The organism is Flavobacterium rarum (SeqCode) (genome assembly GCF_965234445.1).
In the GTDB taxonomy this organism is placed as follows: Bacteria; Bacteroidota; Bacteroidia; order Flavobacteriales; family Flavobacteriaceae; genus Flavobacterium; species Flavobacterium rarum.
Map to the genome: position 1 here is coordinate 492,150 of NZ_OZ248479.1, position 21,741 is coordinate 513,890.

A 21,741-nucleotide genomic window follows, 5' to 3' on the forward strand; every position below is an offset into this window, starting at 1 on the left:
AAAAATATACAAAATATGCTACCTTTTACTTTGTATTTTTGTCTAAAAAAATATTAGTACACCTATTAATAGATCTTTCTATGACAAAATTAAGCGTAAATATAAATAAAATAGCCACTTTGCGAAATGCGAGAGGCGGAAATGTTCCAGATCTGCTTAAAGTAGCGGCTGATATTCAGCAATTTGGAGGTCAGGGTATAACCATTCATCCACGTCCAGACGAACGTCATATTCGGTACCAAGACGCACGAGATTTAAAATCAATTGTTTATACAGAATACAATATTGAAGGAAATCCAGAGCGTACTTTTATTGATTTAGTATTAGAAATAAAGCCAACCCAAGTGACTTTGGTTCCTGATGCTGTTGATGCCATTACCTCAAATGCAGGTTGGGATACGATTAAACACACTTCTTTTTTAACAGAAATTGTTCAAGAGTTTCAAAGAAATGGAATACGAACTTCGATTTTTGTTGATCCAGTTATGGAAATGATTGAAGGTGCCAAAAAAATTGGAACTGAAAGAATAGAATTTTATACCGAGGCTTTTGCACATCAGTATGCTTTAGGAAACAAAAAAGGAATAGATCCTTATGTAACTTCGGCTGTTTTGGCCAATGAGTTAGGATTGGGAATTAATGCAGGACACGATTTAAGTTTGGATAACATACAGTTCTTTAATCAAAATATTCCTGGTTTATTGGAAGTTTCTATTGGACATGCACTTATTTCAGAAGCTATTTATCTTGGTTTGGATAATGTGGTGAATATGTATTTGCAAAAATTGAAATAGTTCTTAAAATAGATTAATGATTCTAGGATGTTGAGTTTGAATTCTGCAATCTAAAATCTAAAATCTAAAATCTGCAATCAAAATGCTCTACTCAAAAATAGAAGGCTCGGGGAAGCCTTTACTTATATTGCACGGATTCTTAGGGATGTCTGATAACTGGAAAACACTTGGCATGCAATTTGCATCTGCTGGTTTTCAAGTTCATTTACTGGATTTGAGAAACCACGGTCGTAGTTTTCATTCAGATGAATTCAGTTATGAAATCATGGCACAGGATGTTTTCGAATATTGTAATGAAAATGGTATTGAAAGTATTGATGTGATAGGACATTCTATGGGAGGAAAAACGGCTATGCTTTTGGCAACTTCTTATCCCAATCTAGTTGATAAATTACTAGTTGCCGATATTGGACCAAAGTTCTATGCGCCTCATCATCAAGATATTTTAGCGGGACTCAATGCGGTTGATTTTTCTACCAAACCAAGCAGAAATGATGTAGAGGAGTTAATGAAAAATTACATTCCTGATTTTGGGACACGACAATTTTTGATGAAAAGTTTGTACTGGAAAGAACCTGGACAATTGGCATTTCGATTCAATTTGGCGGTTTTCAATAACAATATAAACGAAATTGGTAAAGCTTTACAAACTGAGTTGATCTTTGAAAAACCAACTCTTTTCATTAGAGGTGGGAATTCGGATTACATTCAAGACAATGATATTGAGGGTATTAAAAAGTATTTTTCAAATTCAAGCATTGAAACTATTCCAAATGTTGGTCATTGGTTGCATGCAGAAAACCCAGAAATGTTTTATGAATTAGCAAGTGTTTTTTTAAAATAATTTAGATTAGTATAGAATTTTTATTATATTTATTGAAATTTTAAAAAGAGCGACAATGAATTTGATTATTAGAATATTTGTTACAGCAGGATTGGTTTTTGGGATTGCTTATTTTTTGCCTGGAGTTCATATAGCAGGTCCTTATACTGCAATGCTTGTAGCAGTAGTATTGGGACTTCTTAATATTTTTATTAAGCCTATAATGGTATTGTTGACTTTACCTTTTACAATAGTTACTTTAGGATTGTTTCTATTGGTGGTCAATGCTTTGATTATTTTGCTTTGTACTAAAATTGTTGGCGGATTTACGGTAGATTCCTTTTGGGTAGCCATGATTTTTAGCATTATTTTATCGCTTTCTCAGTCCATAGTCTACTCAATTATAGGAGATGACAAATAGGTTTTAATTCTAATGTTTCAGCTTTGTTTGTGATATTAAGCATTAAATGTTGTAATTTTGTTAATTAGATTGACTGAAATGAATAATAATATTTACATACTAGTATTGGCTGTATTTGGTTTCTTAATGATGCCGGATACAGCTTTTGCATGTAAAAATAAATATTCAGACAAAACTTCTTGTGAAAAAGAAGTTTCTTCGAAAAAAGAAAATACAGATTGTTGCAAAACTGCAAACACTACTAATGGAAAGCATCATAATGGTTGTGGTGGCAAATGTGGACATTCCAATTGCAATATTCCAATAGCACAAGTTGCCTTTTTTACTGCTTTTACATCCGAAATATATACTAAAAATCTTTTTTATTATACAGAAAAAGCAAAATATTTTAATTTGGAAGCCTTAATTTCTTCTGGTTTTCAATCCATTTGGCTCATTCCCAAAATAGGCTAAATTTAATTTTGACAGCCAATGGTGTGTCAATTTCCAAGCAAATATTGCTTTAAATCTCCAATTAAATGTAAATCAATACATCGAATATAGTGTTAACTGTAATTTGAATATTGTTTTACTTATTCATCATTTAAAAATAATACATAATGAATTCATTAAGACAAATAATGATAGTAACATTAATAATGCTTTCTATCACTCAATCCTACGCGCAAATTAATAATACCAAAACCGAAACTGTAAAGATCTATGGCAATTGCGGAATGTGTAAATCAAAAATTGATAAAGCTGGAAGTCAAAAAAATATAGCTGAAGTAGTTTGGAATGCAGACACGAAAATGGCAACACTTACTTATGATACTAAAAAAACAAATCAAGAATATATCTTAAAAAAAATTGCATTGGCGGGTTATGACAGTGATTCATTTCTTGCGCCAGACAAAGCCTATTCAAATCTAGACGGTTGTTGTCAATATGATAGAGAGGCTAAAGTTGCTGTAAAGGTAGAGTCCAAAAATGAGATGGCAGGAATGACAATTTCTAATTCTTCATCTGTTGTTCAAAATCAAGAGACTAATGAGCTGCAACCCGTTTTTGATAATTATTTTACATTAAAAGACGCCTTAGTAAAAACCGATGGTACTGTTGCTGCTACAAAATCTGCTGCACTTTTGACTTCTATTAAAGCAGTAAAAATGGAATCTTTAAAACCTGAAGTTCATATGGTATGGATGAAAGTTATGAATTCTTTAATTGAACACTCAGAACATATTTCAGAGACAAAAGAGGTTTCTCATCAGAGAGATCATTTTTCAAGTCTATCTAAAAACATGTATGAATTGCTTAAGGTTTCTAAATTAGAAACACCTGTATATTATCAGTTTTGTCCAATGGCCAAAGGTGGAAAAGGAGCCAATTGGCTTAGTAAAGAAAGTGCGATAAAGAATCCATATTACGGCGCTCAGATGTTAACATGTGGGAAGGTAGTAGAAACAATTAAATAAGATGAAAAATTTTTTAATTGTAATCTTTTTTATATTTATTGGTGTAAAATCATTTGCTCAAAAGACAGTACGGTATGATTTGTATGTTCGGGATACCATTGTAAATTTTACAGGAATTTCCAAAAGAGCTATTGCTGTTAACGGTCAAATTCCAATGCCTACTTTAACTTTTACTGAAGGAGATATTGCCGAAATTTATGTCCATAATGAGTTAGACGAAGAGACCTCTTTGCATTGGCACGGTTTGTTTTTGCCCAATCAATACGATGGAGTACCCAATTTGACTCAAATGCCTATCAAACCACACACTACACATTTATATAAATTTCCAATTATCCAACACGGAACACATTGGTATCACAGTCATACGGGATTGCAAGAGCAAATTGGAATGTATGGGTCGATGATTTTGAATAAAAAAAACGATGATCCAAATTTTAGAAAAGGAATTGATGATTTGCCAACGGTTCCTGTCATTTTAAGTGAGTGGACGGACATGAACCCTGATAATGTGCATCGAATGCTACACAATGCCTCTGATTGGTTTGCAATACAAAAAGGCACAACACAAAGCTATGCAGAAGCAATAAAAGAGGGGCATTTTAACACCAAAGTGACCAACGAATGGAAACGAATGAATGCTATGGATGTGAGCGATGTGTATTATGATAAATTCCTTATTAATGGAAAAAACGAAAGTCAATTGTCACAATTTAAGGCAGGAGACAAAGTCCGTTTGCGAATTTCAAATGGAGGAGCATCCACCTATTTTTGGCTCACTTATGCAGGCAGTAAAATAACTGTAGTGGCCAATGATGGGAATGATGTTGAGCCATTAGAGGTGGATAGATTAATCATTGCAGTATCTGAAACGTACGATGTAATTGTGACTATTCCAGCAGACAAAACAGCTTACGAATTTCTTGCAACATCAGAAGATCGCACAAAATCAACTTCACTATATCTAGGTCAGGGTATTAAACAATTAGAATCTCCTTTGCCAAAATTAAAATATTTTGAAGGGATGAAAATGATGAATGATATGATGAAAATGAATGGAGATTTAGATGATATGGGAATGAGTATGAGTCTAAATCAAATGGACATGAATGTGGTGATGTATCCAGAAATTACTGGTACTGCAAAGTCAAAAAAGGATAGTAAAAAAGAAATGAAAATGACCGAAGCAGATTACAATAGTAATGAACTCTCGGATATTGTTACATTAAACTACGCAATGCTAAAATCTCCAACCAAAACAACACTTCCAAAAGATGCTCCTATAAAAGAATTAAAATTTGAGTTGACAGGAAACATGAACCGTTATGTATGGAGTTTAGATAATAAAGTGGTTTCCGAAACAGACAAAATTCTAATCAAGAAAGGAGAGAATGTTCGAATTACAATCTACAACGGTTCCATGATGCGGCACCCAATGCACTTACACGGTCATGATTTTAGACTGTTAAATGGGCAAGGTGATTTTGCACCTCTTAAAAACATCGTAGATATTATGCCAATGGAAACTGATGTTTTTGAGTTTAATGCTAATGTTGAAGGGGATTGGTTTTTTCATTGCCATATTCTCTATCACATGATGAGTGGTATGGGAAGGGTTTTTACTTACCAAAACCAAGCGCCTAATCCAGAAATACCAGACCCAAAACTGGCGCAACGCAAGTTGTTTGCCGATGATCGAGCATTTCATTTTATGGCTGAAAACGATTTTGCAACCAACGGAAATGATGGTGAAGTAATGCTACAAAACACACGATGGAGTATTGGTACAGAATGGCGATTGGGTTATAATGATCATCATGGTTACGAAACGGAAACACATATAGGCCGTTATATTGGAAAAATGCAATGGATTATGCCATTTGTGGGTTTCGATTGGCGTTATAGAGAAATGGAAGAAGGAGAAACGGAAAAGAATCTTTTTGGTCAAGAAAGTACCAAAGATGTTCGTTCGGTGTTTAGTGCTGGTATAGAGCTTACTTTACCAATGCTCATAAAAGCCCAAGCGGAAGTGTTTACTGATGGAAATATTCGTTTGCAATTTGAAAGAAAAGATATTCCTGTTTCAAAGAGAGTAAGAATGAATTTAATGTGGAATACCGACAAAGAATATATGGCTGGTTTGCGTTATATAGTAAAACGGAATTTTGGAATAACAACACATTACGACAGTGATATGGGATTGGGTTTTGGAATGAGTTTAAATTATTAATGCATTTAATCAATCGAGAATGAAGGTATACATTAAAAATATGGTTTGTGATCGTTGTATAATGGTTGTGAAATCGGAATTTGAAAAGCATGGAATTCATACTGTTACAATTGAGTTAGGACAAGTTGAACTTTTGGAAGATTGGAATGATCAAGATAAAGTGGTTTTAAATACTCGCCTTATAGAGCTTGGGTTTGAATTGTTGGAGGATAAAACAAATAGTACCATTGAAAGAATTAAAAACCAAATTATAGGCTTAGTTCATCATCGAAATTTAGATATAAAAACCAATTTATCGAGCTATTTATCCGAAAATTTAGCACAAGATTACAATACATTAAGTAACTTGTTCTCTGATTATGAAGGAACTACAATTGAACATTTTTTTATAAGTCAAAAAATTGAAAAGGTAAAAGAACTTTTGAGTTATAATGAATTATCCTTAAGTGAAATTGCCTTTAAAATGAATTACAGCGATGTTGCACATTTAAGCAATCAATTCAAAAAAGTTACTGGAATCACCCCGACCAATTTTAAAAAAATGGATAAAAACAAAAGAATTCAAATTGATCAATTGTAAGTTTTACAAATTTAATTAAGAATTCTACAACAATTGGAGAACGTAATTTTCCGAACTTTGTATTGATAAAAAGAATTGAATATAAATAATAAATAATAAAAATCATGAAAACACTAATTATCGTTTTAGTAGCATTCTTTGCTATTGGCACATCTGTATCGGCCCAATCATCAGCAACAACTCCTAAAAAAGAAGTTCAAAAAACAATGTACACTTGTCCTATGCATCCCAAAGAAATCAGTGAAAAAAAAGGGCAATGCAGTAAATGTGGTATGGATTTAGTGGCAAGTAAAGTAGCGGTTCACAATACCGCTGTCAAAGGAAGTCAAACAATTCCTGTGGTAAAAAATAAATACGTTTGTACAATGGATGGAGCTACATCTGATAAACCAGGTAAATGTCCTAAATGTGGCATGAAAATGACCGAGAAAAAGATGGATTCGAAAGAAATGAAACATTAAATAATTTTCAAAAAAGCCTTGTGATTTTCGCAAGGCTTTTTTTATCCACAATTATGATACATACTTATACAGTTACAGGAATGTCATGCGATGGTTGTCGAACCAATGTAGAGAAAACTTTGAATGCTATTGAGGGAGTTGAAGCTTCGGTCACTTTAGATCCGCCAATTGCAACCATTACAACGGAAAAGCATATTTCTGTTTTTCAATTTCAAAAAGCATTATACTCGGTTGGAAAATATACTATAACAGAAAATGATTCTGTGACTGCATTTCATAAAACCGAGGATAAGCCAATTGCGAAATCCTGTTGTGGCACAAAAGATTCAGAAGATCAAAACAAACAAATAACTCTAAATAATAATCCGGGAAAATATTACTGCCCCATGTTTTGCGAAGGTGAAAAAGTCTATGACAAAGCGGGAGATTGTCCAGTTTGCGGAATGGATTTAGTTAAATATCCCGAAGTAACCCTGCAGAAGACACAATATACTTGCCCTATGCATCCTGAGATTGTTCAAGATCATTCTGGGTCTTGCTCTATTTGCGGAATGGATTTAGTGCCAATGACACCCATAGATTCGGAGGATGATACCAATTACAAAGACTTGTTGCTAAAGATGAAAATTGCAGTTGGATTTACACTTCCAATTTTTATCATTGCCATGTCCGAAATGATTCCGCACAATCCTTTATATACAATTTTGAATCAATCCAAGTGGAATTGGGTTCAACTATTTTTATCACTTCCAGTAGTTTTTTATGCTTGTTGGATATTTTTTGTACGAGCATGGAAGTCCATAATCACATGGAACCTAAATATGTTTACTCTTATTGGAATTGGGTCAGGCGTTGCCTTTCTATTTAGTTTGGTAGGTTTGTTTTTTCCGGAGGTATTCCCTCATGAATTTAAAGGCCATGGCGGAGAAGTTTCGCTTTATTTTGAGGCTACAACCGTAATTCTAACCCTGGTTTTGTTGGGGCAATTGATGGAAGCCAAAGCCCACAGCCAAACCAGCGGAGCCATAAAAGCATTATTGAAATTGGCCCCTACCGAATCTACTTTGGTCCTGAACGGAACCGATTCTGTAATCTCGATTCATGACATCAAAAAAGGTGATTTACTAAGAGTAAAACCTGGAGAGAAAATCCCAGTTGATGGAAAAATCACCACAGGTCAAAGCAATATCGATGAATCGATGATTACTGGTGAACCGATTCCAGTTGACAAAACGGTTGGTGATTCTGTGATTTCTGGAACGATTAATGGTAATAAATCTTTTGTGATGGTTGCCGAAAAAGTTGGGTCAGAAACGGTGTTGTCGCAAATTATTCAAATGGTAAACGATGCCAGTCGTTCCCGAGCGCCTATTCAAAAATTGGCAGATGTCATTGCCAAATATTTTGTTCCAATTGTGGTTTTAATTGCTGTAATCACCTTTTTTGTATGGGCAAGTTATGGTCCAGAACCCGCGCTAGTGTATGGTTTTATCAATGCTATCGCCGTATTGATTATTGCTTGTCCGTGTGCTTTGGGATTGGCAACACCCATGTCTGTAATGGTCGGAGTAGGGAAAGGAGCGCAATCGGGAGTTTTAATAAAAAATGCCGAAGCCCTAGAAAACATGAACAAAGTGAACGTTTTAATTACCGACAAAACAGGAACAATCACCGAAGGGAAACCTTCGGTAGAAAAAATATATGCAATAAACAAGGACGAAGATGTTCTGTTGCAATTGATAGCTTCGGTTAATACCAACAGCGAGCATCCTTTGGCAGAAGCAGTTGTCCATTATGCCAAAGTCAAAGCGATTCCTTTATCCGAAGTCATCCATTTTGAAGCCATTGCTGGAAAAGGAGTTGTTGGAACTGTTGCCGATAAAAAAGTGGCTTTAGGAAACAAAGCCTTGATGCAAGAAGTGAAAGTCATTGTTCCTATTGTACTAGAAAATCAAGTTACGGACGAGCAAAAAAAGGGAAAAACCGTTTCTTATATCGCCATTGATGGTGAAGCTGTTGGTTTTGTTTCGATTGTCGATGCTATCAAGAAGTCCAGTGCCACTGCAGTACAAGAATTAGTACGTCAAGGCGTTGCCGTGATAATGCTTACAGGCGACAACGAAAATACAGCCAAAGCCGTGGCAGACGAATTAGGATTGTCCTCCTACAAAGCCAATTGTTTGCCCGAAGACAAACTACAAGAAATTAAAAAACTGCAGGGTCAAGGCAAAATCGTTGCTATGGCAGGTGACGGGATAAACGATGCACCCGCTTTGGCACAAGCCGATATCGGAATTGCAATGGGCACCGGAACCGATGTTGCTATCGAAAGTGCCAAAATCACGTTGGTCAAAGGCGATTTGCAAGGAATCGTAAAAGCCAAAAAATTGAGCCACGCCGTTATGCGAAACATCAAGCAAAACTTGCTTTTTGCCTTTTTATACAATGTATTAGGAATACCAATAGCAGCTGGCGTTTTGTATCCGGTATTTGGAATTTTACTTTCTCCCATGATAGCGGCTTTGGCCATGAGTTTCAGCTCCGTTTCTGTGATCACGAATGCACTAAGGCTTCGGAATTTAAAACTTTAAGTAATGCTAATAATGCAAATTTGGGCGTGACCCTGTTGAGCAAAGGGGCTTGCTTTTCGAGCCGCTTACAAAGCCCCTTGGCTTAACAGGGTCGGGCTATCACGAGCGCTATGGCGCCTTGCTCTATCCCTCACGCATCTCGTAAAGCAAGAACTTTTGTGCAAATTATCAGTTTTTTTTTATACATTATATTAAAAACTTAAAAAAAATATAACAAAGACCAATTACATTCTAAAAGTTGCTATTTTTGATGATTCAATACTCAAAATCGTTTTTAAATGAAATATCATCAAATAGAGCGCGCACTTTTTATAAAAAATCGCGCAAAATTCATGGCTCAAATGAAGCCAAATAGTGTAGCCGTTTTCAATTCCAATGATATTTATCCGGTTTCAGCAGATAGTACATTGCCATTTGCACAGCATCGTGATATTTTTTATTTATCTGGTGTAGATCAAGAAGAAAGCATCTTGTTGCTTTTTCCAGACGCACCTTACGAAAACCAAAAAGAAATATTGTTCCTAAAAGAAACTAGTGAGCACATCGCTATTTGGGAAGGTGAAAAACTAACCAAAGACCGCGCTTTTGAAGTTTCCGGAATTAAAACGGTGTATTGGCTACAAGATTTTGAAAAAATCTTAAACGAAATGATGACCTATTCAGACATCATGTACATTAACACCAACGAACATTATCGCGCTTCTATTGAAACCGAAACTCGTGAAGCCCGTTTCATAAAATGGTGGAAGGCCAAATATCCTGCACATCAAGTTGCCAAAAGCAACCCAATACTGCAACGCATTCGTTCGGTAAAAGAAACCGAAGAAATTGATTTAATTCAGAATGCATGTACTATTACCGAAAAAGGGTTCAGAAGATTACTTTCATTCGTAAAACCAAACGTAACCGAATACGAAATCGAAGCCGAATTGATTCACGAATTCGTTCGAAACCGTTCCAAAGGTTTTGCTTATACCCCAATTATTGCTTCTGGGAACAATGCCAATGTTTTGCATTATATCGAGAACAACCAACAATGCAAAGCGGGTGATTTAATCTTACTGGATGTAGCTGCAGAATATGCCAACTATTCTAGCGACATGACTCGTATGATTCCTGTTTCTGGAAAATTCACAGACAGACAAAAAGACGTGTACAATGCTGTTTTAAGAGTTAAAAACGAAGCTACAAAAATGCTGACTCCAGGTGCTTTTTGGAAACAATACCATGTAGAAGTGGGTAAAATCATGACTTCCGAATTACTTGGTTTAGGATTGATTGACAAAGCAGATGTTCAAAACGAAAATCCAGAATGGCCAGCCTACAAAAAATACTTTATGCATGGAACCTCTCACCACATGGGATTGGATACACACGATTACGGATTATTACATGAACCAATGAAAGCCAATATGGTATTCACAGTTGAGCCTGGGATTTATATTCCCGCCGAAGGTTTTGGAATTCGTTTGGAAGATAATGTTGTTATTCAAGAAACTGGAGAACCTTTCAATTTGATGAGGAATATACCGATAGAAGTAGAAGAAATAGAGAGTTTAATGAATTCTTAATTAAGAGGGTGAAGAAAATATTCCTATTCATCTTTTTCTCTCTTTTTGGATCGTCGTTTGCCCAAACCGATGGCTTTTCTAAAAACACAGATTCAAGGCAAACAAGAGATCATTAGTGCGGCAATTGGAGAAATCTCCTTGAAAACATTTCCAAATTCAAAAATGATTCTACTTGAAAATTGCAAACATTATGGTTGGCTTGATGCAGAAGAGAAGTATTTTGGCACCATTGAATCTTTTTTGAAATTGTAATTAGTTGCTTTAAATATGGTATAGAAATGGCTTTCAGCAATGAGAGCCATTTTTTTTATCAAAATGAGGCGTATGCAATCTTCGTAATCCTCAATTGGATCTGGATAGCCCTCATCAAGACTTGCAAATTCAGTAAAAGCGAAGGGAATTTTGTTTTTTTAATGTGGTATTTTAAGTAATACCAAACACAAATACTATATAGTCCAAAGGCCCACTCTAATTTGGAGAGCAATAGTAAAAAAAGCAACCGATCCCGATATTTATCGGGACGCAGATTATTCCTTAAAAAAAAATAAAATTTTAAAGAAATTAATTCGCGCTAATTCCGCTGTAAGCGGCTAATTTATAGATTAACTTATATTTGAAATCTGCGAATCTGCGGAAAAACAACTCATACGTTTGTCCTGGGAAAGAGTTTGGGTTGAGGATAAATAATTGGACTAATTTATATATGTGTTTGGTATAAATAAAAAAAATAAATAAGTAAATATTATGACAAGAGCAGTATAGCCATTCGCTGAAAAACATTTTTTTTTGATAAAGTTAGTCCGCAAGTTTCGATTTTGATATTAATACTTTTTTATGTTCTGCGTTAAATTAAAGGAAATAAGCACTACCTGACAACAGTTACTAAAACGAATTTAGGCAATAGGTTTTATGTGAAAATGGTTTTGTATTTGGAAAATCCTACATAATGGGCAATGCGAATGCTGAAATAATTGTTAGTCAAGGAAAAGGAATGCAATTAGACGGTACAAAAAAACCCGCATTCTTGGTCAATTATGGATTCTGAAGTTTGCCTTAATTGAATTTTGAAAATAATTGATAAATAAAAAAAAATATTTTTCATAGAAAGTTCTAATTCTGAATTGATTGTGTTTGTTGAATTAAAAAAAGTACAATTCTATTCATAGGATTTGGTTTTTTGGTTTGTACATCTCATAAATAGTTGTATTTTTGCACCCGAAATAAAAATTATGGCCCGTTCGTCTATCGGTTAGGACGCATGGTTTTCATCCATGTAAGAGCGGTTCGATTCCGCTACGGGCTACAAATTTTTCTTTTTCTTCATGAAATGAAATTGATTTTTGTTTTTTAAATCTAATTTCAATCCGATTCGGATAATTTTACCATTACATTTTACTTTTTGATTTCCTTCAAGTTTACTATGGTTTGACGGTTTTTTTTGTTTGTGTGCTCTTTTTGTTTTCTGTATTTTTGAAAAAAAAATGATGCTATGTTAAAACTTTCAGAAATCTGGGTTTATCCTATAAAATCGTTAGGCGGAATTCTATTGCAAGCATCAAAAGTTACGGATCGTGGATTAGAGTTGGACCGTAGATGGTTGTTGGTGGATGATTCTGGCCGTTTTTTGACACAACGGGAATATCCTGAATTGGCACTTTTTAAGCCTGAAATTGTGGGAGATCAGTTGAGGATTACACATAGCGTTCTTATGGAATGGCTTGATGTACCACTTCGTCCTAATTTTGAGATTTCTGATTCTAAAATTCAAGTAACGGTTTGGGACGATACTATTGATGCTTTTGAAGTGAGTGTAACGATAAACGAATGGTTTACAAACCTTTTGGGATTCTCGACTCGATTGGTATATATGCCTGAAGAAAGCGAAAGAAAACTAGATCCCGATTATGCCATTACGGGAGCCGAAAACAATTCGTTTTCGGATGCGTATCCTTTTTTGATTATTGGGCAATCTTCCTTGGATGATTTGAATTCCCGATTAAAAACGGCCGTTTCCATAAAACGCTTTCGACCCAATTTTGTTTTTACTAATGGTATTGCTTTTGAAGAGGATCTTTGGCGTGAATTTACAATTGGAGCTGTTTCTTTTGTTGGGGTGAAGCCTTGCGACCGCTGTGTAATGACGACTGTTGATCCAGAAAAAGGTATAATTTCAGGTAAAGATCCTTTGAAGACTTTGGCTAAGTTTCGAAATTTCGGAAACAAAGTGTTGTTTGGTCAAAATGTGATTGGATTGGGAATGGGGATTGTTTCGGTTGGGGATGCGGTTTTTGTTTTGAGTTATGCTAAATAGTTTGTTGCAATTATTTGTCTAGTGTGTATGGCACACAGATGACGCGGATTGAACGGATTGGCACAGATTTTTTTGGTTTAAATACTGTTTTTTGAACTAAATTTCTCGTTTTGTGCTTGCGAGAGGGATAGGAATAAGCTACCGAAGTAGCATGGATAGCCCGACCGCATTTTTGGAAAGGGCCGTATAAGCGGTGTCTTTGTTTGGCCCTTTTCAAAAATGGGGTCTCGCCCAGAGGATTTTAGATTTTAGAATGCTGATTTTAGATTTTAGATTTGGTGATGAAAATACTATCGTTTGGGTAGTTTTGGAACATAAATAAAATACTTGTTTGGGTTGTAAAAATTTCATAATTTTGCAACCCAAATTTATAATGTAAATTAAAGAAGAAGATGGATATCAAAAGAGTAGCAATAGACGCTGTGAATGAAACGATTGTAATGACGGTTGTTCACATGGATTACAAAGGACAAGTAGCAAAAAGAATCAACGAAAAAATGCCTTTGGCAACTGTAAAAGGTTTTAGAAAAGGGGCTGTGCCTAAAGACCTAGTTGAAAAACAATATGGAAAAGCAATTAAACAAGAAGAAGTTCAAAAAGTAGTTGATTTGGCTTTGGAGCGTTTTGTGCAGTCTGAAAGATTGAATCTTTTGGGAACTCCACTTCCTAAAGTGAACGAAGCTTTTTCTTGGGATACTGAAGAACTAGTTTTTGAATATGAAATTGGTTTGGTGCCGTTTTTTGAATTGGATCTTGAAGCTAAAAATGATATCGTAAAATATATCGTTACTGCTGATGATAAATTAATTGATGGTCAAGTGGCTCGTATCCAAAAACAATTTGGAAATGCAAATCCAGTTGAAAAAGTTACTGCTGATTCTGATATCGCTGGTACTTTTGTAAATGCAGAAAATGGAATTGACAATCAAACAACTTTCTCTTTGGAGGTTTTTAAAGATAAAGCGACCGCAGATTTATTCATCGGAAAAGAAGTTGGAGATGTTGTAACAGTAAATACTAAAGGATTGTTTCAAGATGATCATCAATTGATGGATTACTTGAAAGTAGGACACGATAATGTACATGATTTGGCTATTGATGTTGATTTTACGATAACTGCTATCAATGTTTCTGAGCTAGCTGAATTGAATCAAGAATTGTTTGATAAACTTTTTGGTGCTGGAACTGTAGCTTCACTAGAAGAATTGAAAGCAAAAATCAAAGAAGATGCTGAATCTCAATTCGCGCAACAAGCGGATCAAAAATTATTGGCTGATGTTCAAGATTTCTTGATCGAAAACACAAAATTTGATTTGCCTTCTGAATTCTTAATCAAATGGTTGCAAACGGTTGGAGAAAAACAATTGACTCCAGAAGAAGCAATCGTAGAATATGCAAGATCTGAAAGAGGATTGCGTTTTCAATTGATCGAAGGGAAAGCAATGGCTACAAGTAATATTCAAGTTACTTTTGAAGACTTGAAATCATTTACGACTAAATCTATCAGACAACAAATGGCTCAATTTGGACAAACTAATCCAACTGACGCAGAAGTTCAAGGAATTGTAGCAAGAGTTTTGTCTAACCAAGATGAGGTAAAAAGACTTTCGGATCAAGTAGTTGGAGAAAAAATGCTAGACTTGTTTAAAGAAAAAGCAAATCCTACTACAAAAGAAGTGACTTACGATGAGTTTATTGCTGCTTCTTACGGAGAATAAAGCCCCTAACCCCTAAAAGAGCAATGAGGTTGCAGAGGTAAGAAATTAGATTTTAGAAGGTTGGTGTTTTTTAATTTTAAAACAAAAACCGATTAACTTTATGGTTTTTTTGCAGATACAAAACAATAAAAAATAGTTATATTTGAGCGTCAAAAGATTTTTTGTTTTGACGCTCTTTTGTTTAACTGATTAAAGTCTTTCTGAGGGAACTTTAAACTTTTAAACACTTAAACTTTTAAACTATACTATAAATGGACTACGGAAAAGAATTCAAAAAATTTGCGATTAAGGGTCAAGGGGTAAATGCAATGTACTATGACAAAATAGTAAGTGCAATGAATCCAAAAGGAATGACTCCTTATATTATTGAAGAGCGACAGTTGAATATTTCTCAATTGGATGTGTTTTCGAGATTAATGATGGATAGAATTATTTTCCTTGGTACAGGGATTGATGATCAAATTGCAAATATTGTTCAAGCTCAATTATTATTCTTAGAAAGCGCAGATGCTTCCAAAGACATTCAGATTTATTTGAATTCACCTGGAGGAAGCGTTTATGCAGGATTGGGGATTTATGATACTATGCAATACATCAAGCCAGATGTAGCTACAATTTGTACTGGAATGGCTGCTTCTATGGGAGCTGTGCTTTTGTGTGCAGGTGCTGCAGGAAAACGTTCGGCTTTGCCACATTCACGTGTTATGATTCACCAACCATCAGGAGGAGCACAAGGTGTTGCTACCGATATGGAAATCAACTTGCGTGAAATGTTGAAATTGAAAGATGAGTTATACCAAATTATATCACACCATTCTGGACAAACTTTTGATAAAGTACATCAAGACAGTGAGCGTGATTATTGGATGATTGCCGATGAAGCCAAAGAATACGGAATGATTGATGAAGTGTTGAGAAGATAATAAAAAGTTATAAGTTAGAGGTTAGAAGTACGATAGATACTTCTAACTTCTAACATCTAACTTCTAACTTAAGAAGATGGCAAAACAAGTATTACAATGTTCTTTCTGTGGAAGAAAGAAACCGGAAACCAATTTATTGATCGCAGGAATCGATGCTCATATTTGTGATAAATGTATCGAACAAGCGCATGGAATTGTTTTGGAAGAATTAAAATCAAGCGGCAGTTCAAAACTAGTTGGAGATTTAATTTTAAAGAAACCAAAAGAAATTAGGGCTTTCCTAGATCAATACGTAATTGGACAAGATCAAACCAAAAAAGTGATGTCTGTGGCGGTTTACAATCACTACAAACGTTTGATGCAACAGCAATTGGACGATGAAGTAGAGATTGAAAAAAGCAATATCATTATGGTAGGGCAAACAGGAACAGGAAAAACATTGGTAGCCAAAACGATTGCCAAAATGTTGGATGTGCCTCTTGCTATTGTTGATGCAACAGTACTTACCGAAGCAGGTTACGTAGGAGAAGATGTGGAAAGTATTTTGACTCGTCTTTTGCAAGCTGCGGATTATGATGTGGCCAAAGCCGAAAGAGGAATTGTTTTTATTGATGAAATTGATAAAATTGCGCGTAAGAGCGACAATCCTTCCATCACTCGTGATGTTTCGGGAGAAGGTGTGCAACAAGCTTTGTTGAAATTATTAGAAGGAACTGTAGTCAATGTACCACCAAAAGGAGGTCGTAAACATCCAGATCAAAAATTTGTTGAGGTCAATACTCAAAATATTTTGTTTATTGCAGGAGGTGCTTTTGATGGAGTAGAACGTATTATTTCAAAACGTTTAAACCGTCAGGCTGTTGGGTATTCTACATCCAAAAATGTGGATAATATTGACAAAGACAATTTGTTGCAATACATTATCCCAAAAGACATTAAAGATTTTGGTTTAATCCCCGAAATTATTGGCCGTTTGCCTGTTTTGACACACATGGATCCTTTAGACAGAGAGACGTTGCGTGCGATTCTGACTCAGCCTAAAAATGCTTTAATCAAGCAATATCAAAAATTATTTTTGATGGATGAGGTAGAATTTACCATTACAGATGAAGCTTTGGATTTTATTGTAGAAAAAGCATTAGAATATAAATTGGGTGCTCGTGGATTGCGTTCATTATGCGAAGCGATTCTAACCGATGCGATGTACGAATTACCAAGTTCTGACGATAAAAGATTAGAAATTGATATGGAATACGCTAAAGAAACATTGAATAAAAATTTATTGAAACGATTGGAGATTGCTTCTTAAGTTCTGATAATTAAATAATTGTAAAAACCTGCTCTGTCATTAGAGCAGGTTTTTTTTGTGACTAAAAATGAAATTTATTTAAGATTATTTGTAATTTTATAAAAACAATAAGATAATGATAACAGTACAGTCTAATGTAAATGCTCTAATAGAAACTGTTTGGGAACGCTGGACAACTCCTGAGCATATTACCAAATGGAATAATGCCTCCGAAGATTGGCATACTCCCTTTGCTGAAAATGATTTGCAGGTAGGAGGTAAATTCAAATCGACTATGGCTTCCAAAGATGGAACAATGAGTTTTGATTTTGAGGGAGAATATACTTTAGTGAAACAAAATGAAGCTATTGAATATGTAATGGCAGATGGGAGAAAGGTAGAAATCACTTTTGCGACAACACCAGATGGAGTATTGGTAATCGAAAATTTTGACCCTGAAACAGAAAACCCGGAAGAAATGCAAAAAGGGGGTTGGCAAGCTATTCTTGATAATTTTAAAAAGTATGTAGAGAATATTTAATTTTTTTAATAAAAAAAATGATAAAAAAAGTATGGCTCAATTTGCCTGTAAAAAGTTTGAAAAAATCAAAAGAGTTCTTTCATACGATTGGTTTTTCTTTTAATGAGTTGCACGCTACTGCAAGTTCGATATGTATGTTAGTTGGAGAGAATAATTTCGTCATCATGCTTTTTGAAGAAACGCAATTTGCAAACTGCATTCAGAATAAAGTTTCAGATGCAAATAAAAGTACTGAAGTATTAATTTCTATTGATGCACAAAGTAAAGAAGAAGTTGATGAATTTGCGGTTAAGGTACTAGAAGCAGGGGGTAACCTCTTTTCCAAACCTGCTGAAAACTCAGGTTGGATGTATGGCTGTGGTTTTGCAGATTTGGACGGGCACCGTTGGAATGTTTTGTATATGGATTTAACTAAAATACCAAAAAAAGATATGGAAACACTTGAATTTAATATCGAAATTGAAGCTCCTAAAGAGAGAGTTTGGGAGGTTTTATGGAATGATGAGACGTACCGTCAATGGACATCTGGTTTTTGTGAAGGAACCTATGCCAAAAGTGATTGGAATGAAGGTAGTAAAATTCATTTTCTTACGCCAAACGGTGAAGGGATGAACAGTATAATTCAAAGTAAAGTTATTAATGAATACATGGCTTTTAAGCACCTGAGTGATTTGAAAAATTTTGAAGAAATGCCAATAAACACTGCCTCACAAGAATGGACTGGAGCTATGGAAACGTATCGTTTGACACAAAATAATACGACAACTGTGCTAGATGTCACTATGGATTGCATAGAGAAATATGCTGATTATTTTAAAAATACGTTTCCAAAGTCAATGGAAATAATTAAAGAGCTTTCAGAAATTAAAAAAATAGATGATAAGTAACTATCCCGATAGCGATCGGAACTGAGTTTTTAAGACTGTGTGGAAATGTAAAACGTTTAATTGGTTGTACTATTTTTTTTAAATTTAAAAAATGCCCAAAATCTTAGAAACTTAGATACTATGAAAAATTAATTAATTTAAAACTTAAAAAAAATGGCAACAATTAATCCGTATTTAATTTTTAATGGAAACTGCGAAGAAGCATTTTTGTTTTATCAGTCGGTTTTTGGAGGTGAGTTTCCTTATGTTGGAAAGTTTGATGAAATGCCCGCAGATGCAGAAGGTGCAGAAGCTATTTCGGAAGAAGACAAAAACAGAATTATGCATATCTCTTTACCAATAGGGAAGGATTCTGTCTTAATGGGAAGTGATAGTAATGCTGCAACTGGCGATGTGGTAATTGGAGCCAATATTTCGATTTCAATCAATGCCGAAAGTAAACAGGAAGCAGACAAACTATTTGATGGACTTTCAGCAGGAGGAAATCCTTTCATGCCTATGAATCAAACTTTTTGGGGCGCTTATTTCGGAATGTTTGTGGATAAATTTGGTATTCACTGGATGGTTAATTTTGATGAAAATCCAAGTAATTAAATAGCTGTTTTATGAAGATACTTAAAATAATAGTTTTTGGAATTGTCGGTTTTATAGCACTGTTGTTATTTACAGCACTTTTTATATCGAATGATTATACGGTTTCGGTTTCGACAACCATTAATAAACCAAAGAAAGTGGTTTTTGACTATGTAAAAATGGTAAAAAATCAAGAAAATTACAGTATTTGGGTGATGCAGGATCCAAATGTTAATATGATTTATGAAGGTGTTGATGGAACCGTTGGTTTCAAAGCAACTTGGGACAGCAAAGATGATAATGTTGGAGCAGGTTCGCAACAAATTACGGCTATTTCTGAAGATAGGATTGATGTTGATTTGCATTTTGAACGACCAATGAAAGGCGATGATAAAGCAAGCACTTTATTGGAAGCCGTTTCAGATAACGAGACAAAAGTCACAGCTGAATTTTATGGATATTCTCCATATCCAATGAATCTTATGACTTTTATAGGAGAGCGAATAATAAAAGATGCTGAAAATCAAAATTTAGCCAATCTGAAAAAGATTTTGGAAAAATAGTATTGAGTCATTACTGACAATGTATAATGTGAAAAGCCATTTAAAATAGATTTTTGAAAGGCTTTTTTGTTTTATAAAAACACAAATAATTTCTAGGTGTCAAGACCTTTATCAATATTTGTTTTAGGAGTAGTTTCAACGCATCGTTTTCCGCCACTTCCGCCGCAAACATGACTGGATGAACTACAGGAAGTAATTACTATAACAATTAGTATAAGGAATATTTTTTTCATTAGTAAAAGTGTTCGGATTGATTGAATATAAAAGTGACAATTTCTAAGGTGTCATTTTGAATGCCGTAAATTAATGAATTATTGAATGCGTTTAATTTAATTTTACATTTTTTTCAATTGTTCCAAATAATCTCTTTTATTGGATAATCTTGGGATTTTGTGTTGTCCTCCAAGTTTGTCACTTTCTTTAAGCCAATCGTAAAATAATCGCTCTCTAGCAACATTTATTACCAACGGATTAAGCGTCATATTGTTGTAACGTTTGGCTTCGTAATCAGAGTTTAAGGATTGTAACGTATCATCCAAAGTCTTTTGGAATGTGGCAATGTCTTTCGGATTTTTCTTGAATTCAATCATCCATTCATGGCCTCCTTTTTCTTTGTCCTTCATGAATATTGGAGCTACAGTATAATCTACTACTTCGGTTTGGGTGATTTTACAGGCTTTGGCAATGGCTTGGTCCGTATTTTCGACCATTAATTCTTCTCCAAATACATTAATATGATGTTTGGTACGCCCTGTAACCCGAATGCGATAGGGGTTTAAAGAGGTAAATCGAACAGTATCGCCTATTAAGTACCGCCATAATCCGCCGTTAGTGGTAATCACCATGGCATAATTCTTGAATAATTGTACATCCGACAATCGGATGGCTTTTTGGTCGGGTGTGCCAAAAGTATCCATCGGGATGAATTCATAAAAAATTCCGTAATCCAGCATTAATAGTAAATCACTCGAATTATTTAAATCTTGAATGGCAAAAAAGCCTTCGGAGGCATTGTAAATTTCGTAATATTTGAATTGGTTTTGAGGCAGTATTTTTTGATATTGTTCTCGGTAGGGGTCAAAACTTACCCCTCCATGAAAATACACCTCCAAGTTAGGCCAAACTTCCATAAGGTTTGTTTTTCCTGTTTCCTCCAACACCTTATTCATTAAAACTAGCATCCAAGAAGGGACTCCTGCAAAACTGGTCACATTTTCGTTGATGGTTTCATTGATGATGGCACTCATTTTGGTTTCCCATTCGCTCATTAAAGAAATTTTGCTGCTGGGCGTACTACTGAATTCAGCCCAAATAGGCATGTTTTCTATCAAAATAGCCGATAAATCTCCAAAGAAAGTATTGTTGTTTTCATAAATCTGAGAACTGCCTCCCAATCGTAAACTCTTTCCCAAAAACATTTCAGATTCCTCGTTGTTATTTAAATACAAACACAACAAATCTTTACTGCCTTTGTAATGACAATCTTCCAACGCCTCATTACTCACGGGAATAAATTTACTTTTGGCATTAGTAGTTCCGCTGGATTTAGCAAACCATTTTATAGGCTCTTCCCAAAGCACATTTTGCTCCCCTTTTCGAGTGCGCTCTATGTAAGGTTCTAAATCTTCATAAGTCGAAATCGGAACTCTATCCGTAAAAGTTTGATAGGATTTTATGGATTCATAATCGTATTGTTTGCCAAAAACCGTCCTTTCTGAACTTCGAATTAAGTTCATCAATAATTCTTCTTGAACTTCATTGGGATATTTTAGAAAAAGCTCAATTTGATGAATTCTTTGTTTTAAAAACCAAGAAGCGATAGAATTGATAAAGGATAAAGGCATGGGGATTTATGAATTATGAATTTAGATTAACGATTTTAGATTTGAAAATAGATTTACAAATACTAACTTTGCAATAGTACCAAAAATAGTGTTTTTTTATAAAAAACAATTCTATTTGTGTCAAATATTCTAACCCAAATGATTAGTCTTACCAACTTCAATCTA

General features: G+C 34.7%; 21 protein-coding genes and 1 tRNA gene. 20 read left to right on the forward strand and 2 right to left on the reverse strand.

Features of this window, described 5'->3' with window-relative positions; all coding sequences use genetic code 11:
* Positions 1 to 80 precede the first annotated feature (80 nt).
* The 20 genes from AC8GF4_RS01955 (at position 81) to AC8GF4_RS02050 (ending at position 19,732) form a co-directional block, all read left to right on the forward strand.
* Positions 81 to 794 carry a pyridoxine 5'-phosphate synthase gene (locus AC8GF4_RS01955; RefSeq protein WP_506592269.1) on the forward strand — a complete coding sequence of 238 codons (714 nt, stop codon included), beginning with the start codon at positions 81 to 83 and terminating at the stop codon, positions 792 to 794.
* Between the two features lie 82 nt (positions 795 to 876).
* Positions 877 to 1,638: an alpha/beta fold hydrolase gene (locus tag AC8GF4_RS01960; protein ID WP_506592271.1), complete on the forward strand. Its 762-nt coding sequence runs from the start codon at positions 877 to 879 to the stop codon at positions 1,636 to 1,638.
* 55 nt (positions 1,639 to 1,693) lie between these two features.
* Positions 1,694 to 2,038: a phage holin family protein gene (locus AC8GF4_RS01965; RefSeq protein WP_506592273.1), complete on the forward strand. Its 345-nt coding sequence runs from the start codon at positions 1,694 to 1,696 to the stop codon at positions 2,036 to 2,038.
* A 78-nt stretch (positions 2,039 to 2,116) separates the two neighbouring features.
* Positions 2,117 to 2,491, forward strand: a complete 375-nt coding sequence (locus tag AC8GF4_RS01970) for a hypothetical protein (RefSeq protein ID WP_506592275.1) — start codon at positions 2,117 to 2,119, stop codon at positions 2,489 to 2,491.
* Between the two features lie 146 nt (positions 2,492 to 2,637).
* A complete protein-coding gene (locus AC8GF4_RS01975; RefSeq protein WP_506592277.1) occupies positions 2,638 to 3,495 on the forward strand; it encodes a DUF3347 domain-containing protein in 858 nt (285 codons plus the stop codon).
* A 1-nt stretch (position 3,496) separates the two neighbouring features.
* A complete protein-coding gene (locus AC8GF4_RS01980; RefSeq protein WP_506592279.1) occupies positions 3,497 to 5,725 on the forward strand; it encodes a multicopper oxidase domain-containing protein in 2,229 nt (742 codons plus the stop codon).
* Between the two features lie 19 nt (positions 5,726 to 5,744).
* Entirely contained in the window at positions 5,745 to 6,305 is a 561-nt protein-coding gene (locus tag AC8GF4_RS01985) for a helix-turn-helix domain-containing protein (protein WP_506592280.1), read from the forward strand.
* A 104-nt stretch (positions 6,306 to 6,409) separates the two neighbouring features.
* A complete protein-coding gene (locus tag AC8GF4_RS01990; RefSeq protein ID WP_506592282.1) occupies positions 6,410 to 6,766 on the forward strand; it encodes a heavy metal-binding domain-containing protein in 357 nt (118 codons plus the stop codon).
* Positions 6,767 to 6,819: 53 nt separating this feature from the next.
* The gene (locus AC8GF4_RS01995) at positions 6,820 to 9,357 is read left to right on the forward strand and encodes a heavy metal translocating P-type ATPase (RefSeq protein WP_506592284.1); all 2,538 of its coding nucleotides are present in this window, start codon (positions 6,820 to 6,822) and stop codon (positions 9,355 to 9,357) included.
* A gap of 278 nt (positions 9,358 to 9,635) precedes the next feature.
* Positions 9,636 to 10,928, forward strand: a complete 1,293-nt coding sequence (locus tag AC8GF4_RS02000; RefSeq protein ID WP_506592286.1) for an aminopeptidase P family protein — start codon at positions 9,636 to 9,638, stop codon at positions 10,926 to 10,928.
* 69 nt (positions 10,929 to 10,997) lie between these two features.
* A complete protein-coding gene (locus AC8GF4_RS02005) occupies positions 10,998 to 11,180 on the forward strand; it encodes a hypothetical protein (RefSeq protein ID WP_506592288.1) in 183 nt (60 codons plus the stop codon).
* 979 nt (positions 11,181 to 12,159) lie between these two features.
* Positions 12,160 to 12,231: transfer RNA gene (locus AC8GF4_RS02010), tRNA-Glu, on the forward strand.
* A gap of 186 nt (positions 12,232 to 12,417) precedes the next feature.
* A complete protein-coding gene (locus tag AC8GF4_RS02015; RefSeq protein ID WP_506592290.1) occupies positions 12,418 to 13,239 on the forward strand; it encodes an MOSC domain-containing protein in 822 nt (273 codons plus the stop codon).
* 392 nt (positions 13,240 to 13,631) lie between these two features.
* A complete protein-coding gene (locus AC8GF4_RS02020; protein ID WP_506592292.1) occupies positions 13,632 to 14,957 on the forward strand; it encodes a trigger factor in 1,326 nt (441 codons plus the stop codon).
* A 251-nt stretch (positions 14,958 to 15,208) separates the two neighbouring features.
* Positions 15,209 to 15,880 (forward strand): ATP-dependent Clp endopeptidase proteolytic subunit ClpP, encoded by a 672-nt coding sequence (gene clpP / locus AC8GF4_RS02025; protein WP_506592294.1) that lies wholly within the window; start codon positions 15,209 to 15,211, stop codon positions 15,878 to 15,880.
* Positions 15,881 to 15,956: 76 nt separating this feature from the next.
* On the forward strand, positions 15,957 to 17,189 hold the full coding sequence (clpX, locus tag AC8GF4_RS02030; RefSeq protein ID WP_506592296.1) for an ATP-dependent Clp protease ATP-binding subunit ClpX: 1,233 nt from the start codon (positions 15,957 to 15,959) through the stop codon (positions 17,187 to 17,189).
* Between the two features lie 115 nt (positions 17,190 to 17,304).
* Positions 17,305 to 17,709, forward strand: coding sequence for an SRPBCC family protein (locus tag AC8GF4_RS02035; RefSeq protein WP_506592298.1), 405 nt, complete (start codon positions 17,305 to 17,307; stop codon positions 17,707 to 17,709).
* Between the two features lie 17 nt (positions 17,710 to 17,726).
* Complete coding sequence (locus tag AC8GF4_RS02040) at positions 17,727 to 18,596, forward strand: SRPBCC domain-containing protein (protein WP_506592300.1); 870 nt, start codon at positions 17,727 to 17,729, stop codon at positions 18,594 to 18,596.
* Between the two features lie 153 nt (positions 18,597 to 18,749).
* Positions 18,750 to 19,190 (forward strand): VOC family protein, encoded by a 441-nt coding sequence (locus AC8GF4_RS02045; protein ID WP_506592302.1) that lies wholly within the window; start codon positions 18,750 to 18,752, stop codon positions 19,188 to 19,190.
* Positions 19,191 to 19,201: 11 nt separating this feature from the next.
* On the forward strand, positions 19,202 to 19,732 hold the full coding sequence (locus tag AC8GF4_RS02050) for an SRPBCC family protein (protein WP_506592304.1): 531 nt from the start codon (positions 19,202 to 19,204) through the stop codon (positions 19,730 to 19,732).
* A 92-nt stretch (positions 19,733 to 19,824) separates the two neighbouring features.
* Here AC8GF4_RS02050 and AC8GF4_RS02055 read toward each other — a convergent pair whose 3' ends face one another.
* Both AC8GF4_RS02055 and AC8GF4_RS02060 read right to left on the reverse strand, forming a co-directional pair.
* Positions 19,825 to 19,965, reverse strand: coding sequence for a hypothetical protein (locus tag AC8GF4_RS02055; protein WP_506592306.1), 141 nt, complete (start codon positions 19,963 to 19,965; stop codon positions 19,825 to 19,827).
* Between the two features lie 102 nt (positions 19,966 to 20,067).
* Positions 20,068 to 21,576, reverse strand: a complete 1,509-nt coding sequence (locus AC8GF4_RS02060) for a GH3 auxin-responsive promoter family protein (RefSeq protein WP_506592308.1) — start codon at positions 21,574 to 21,576, stop codon at positions 20,068 to 20,070.
* Between the last annotated feature and the right edge of the window lie 165 nt (positions 21,577 to 21,741).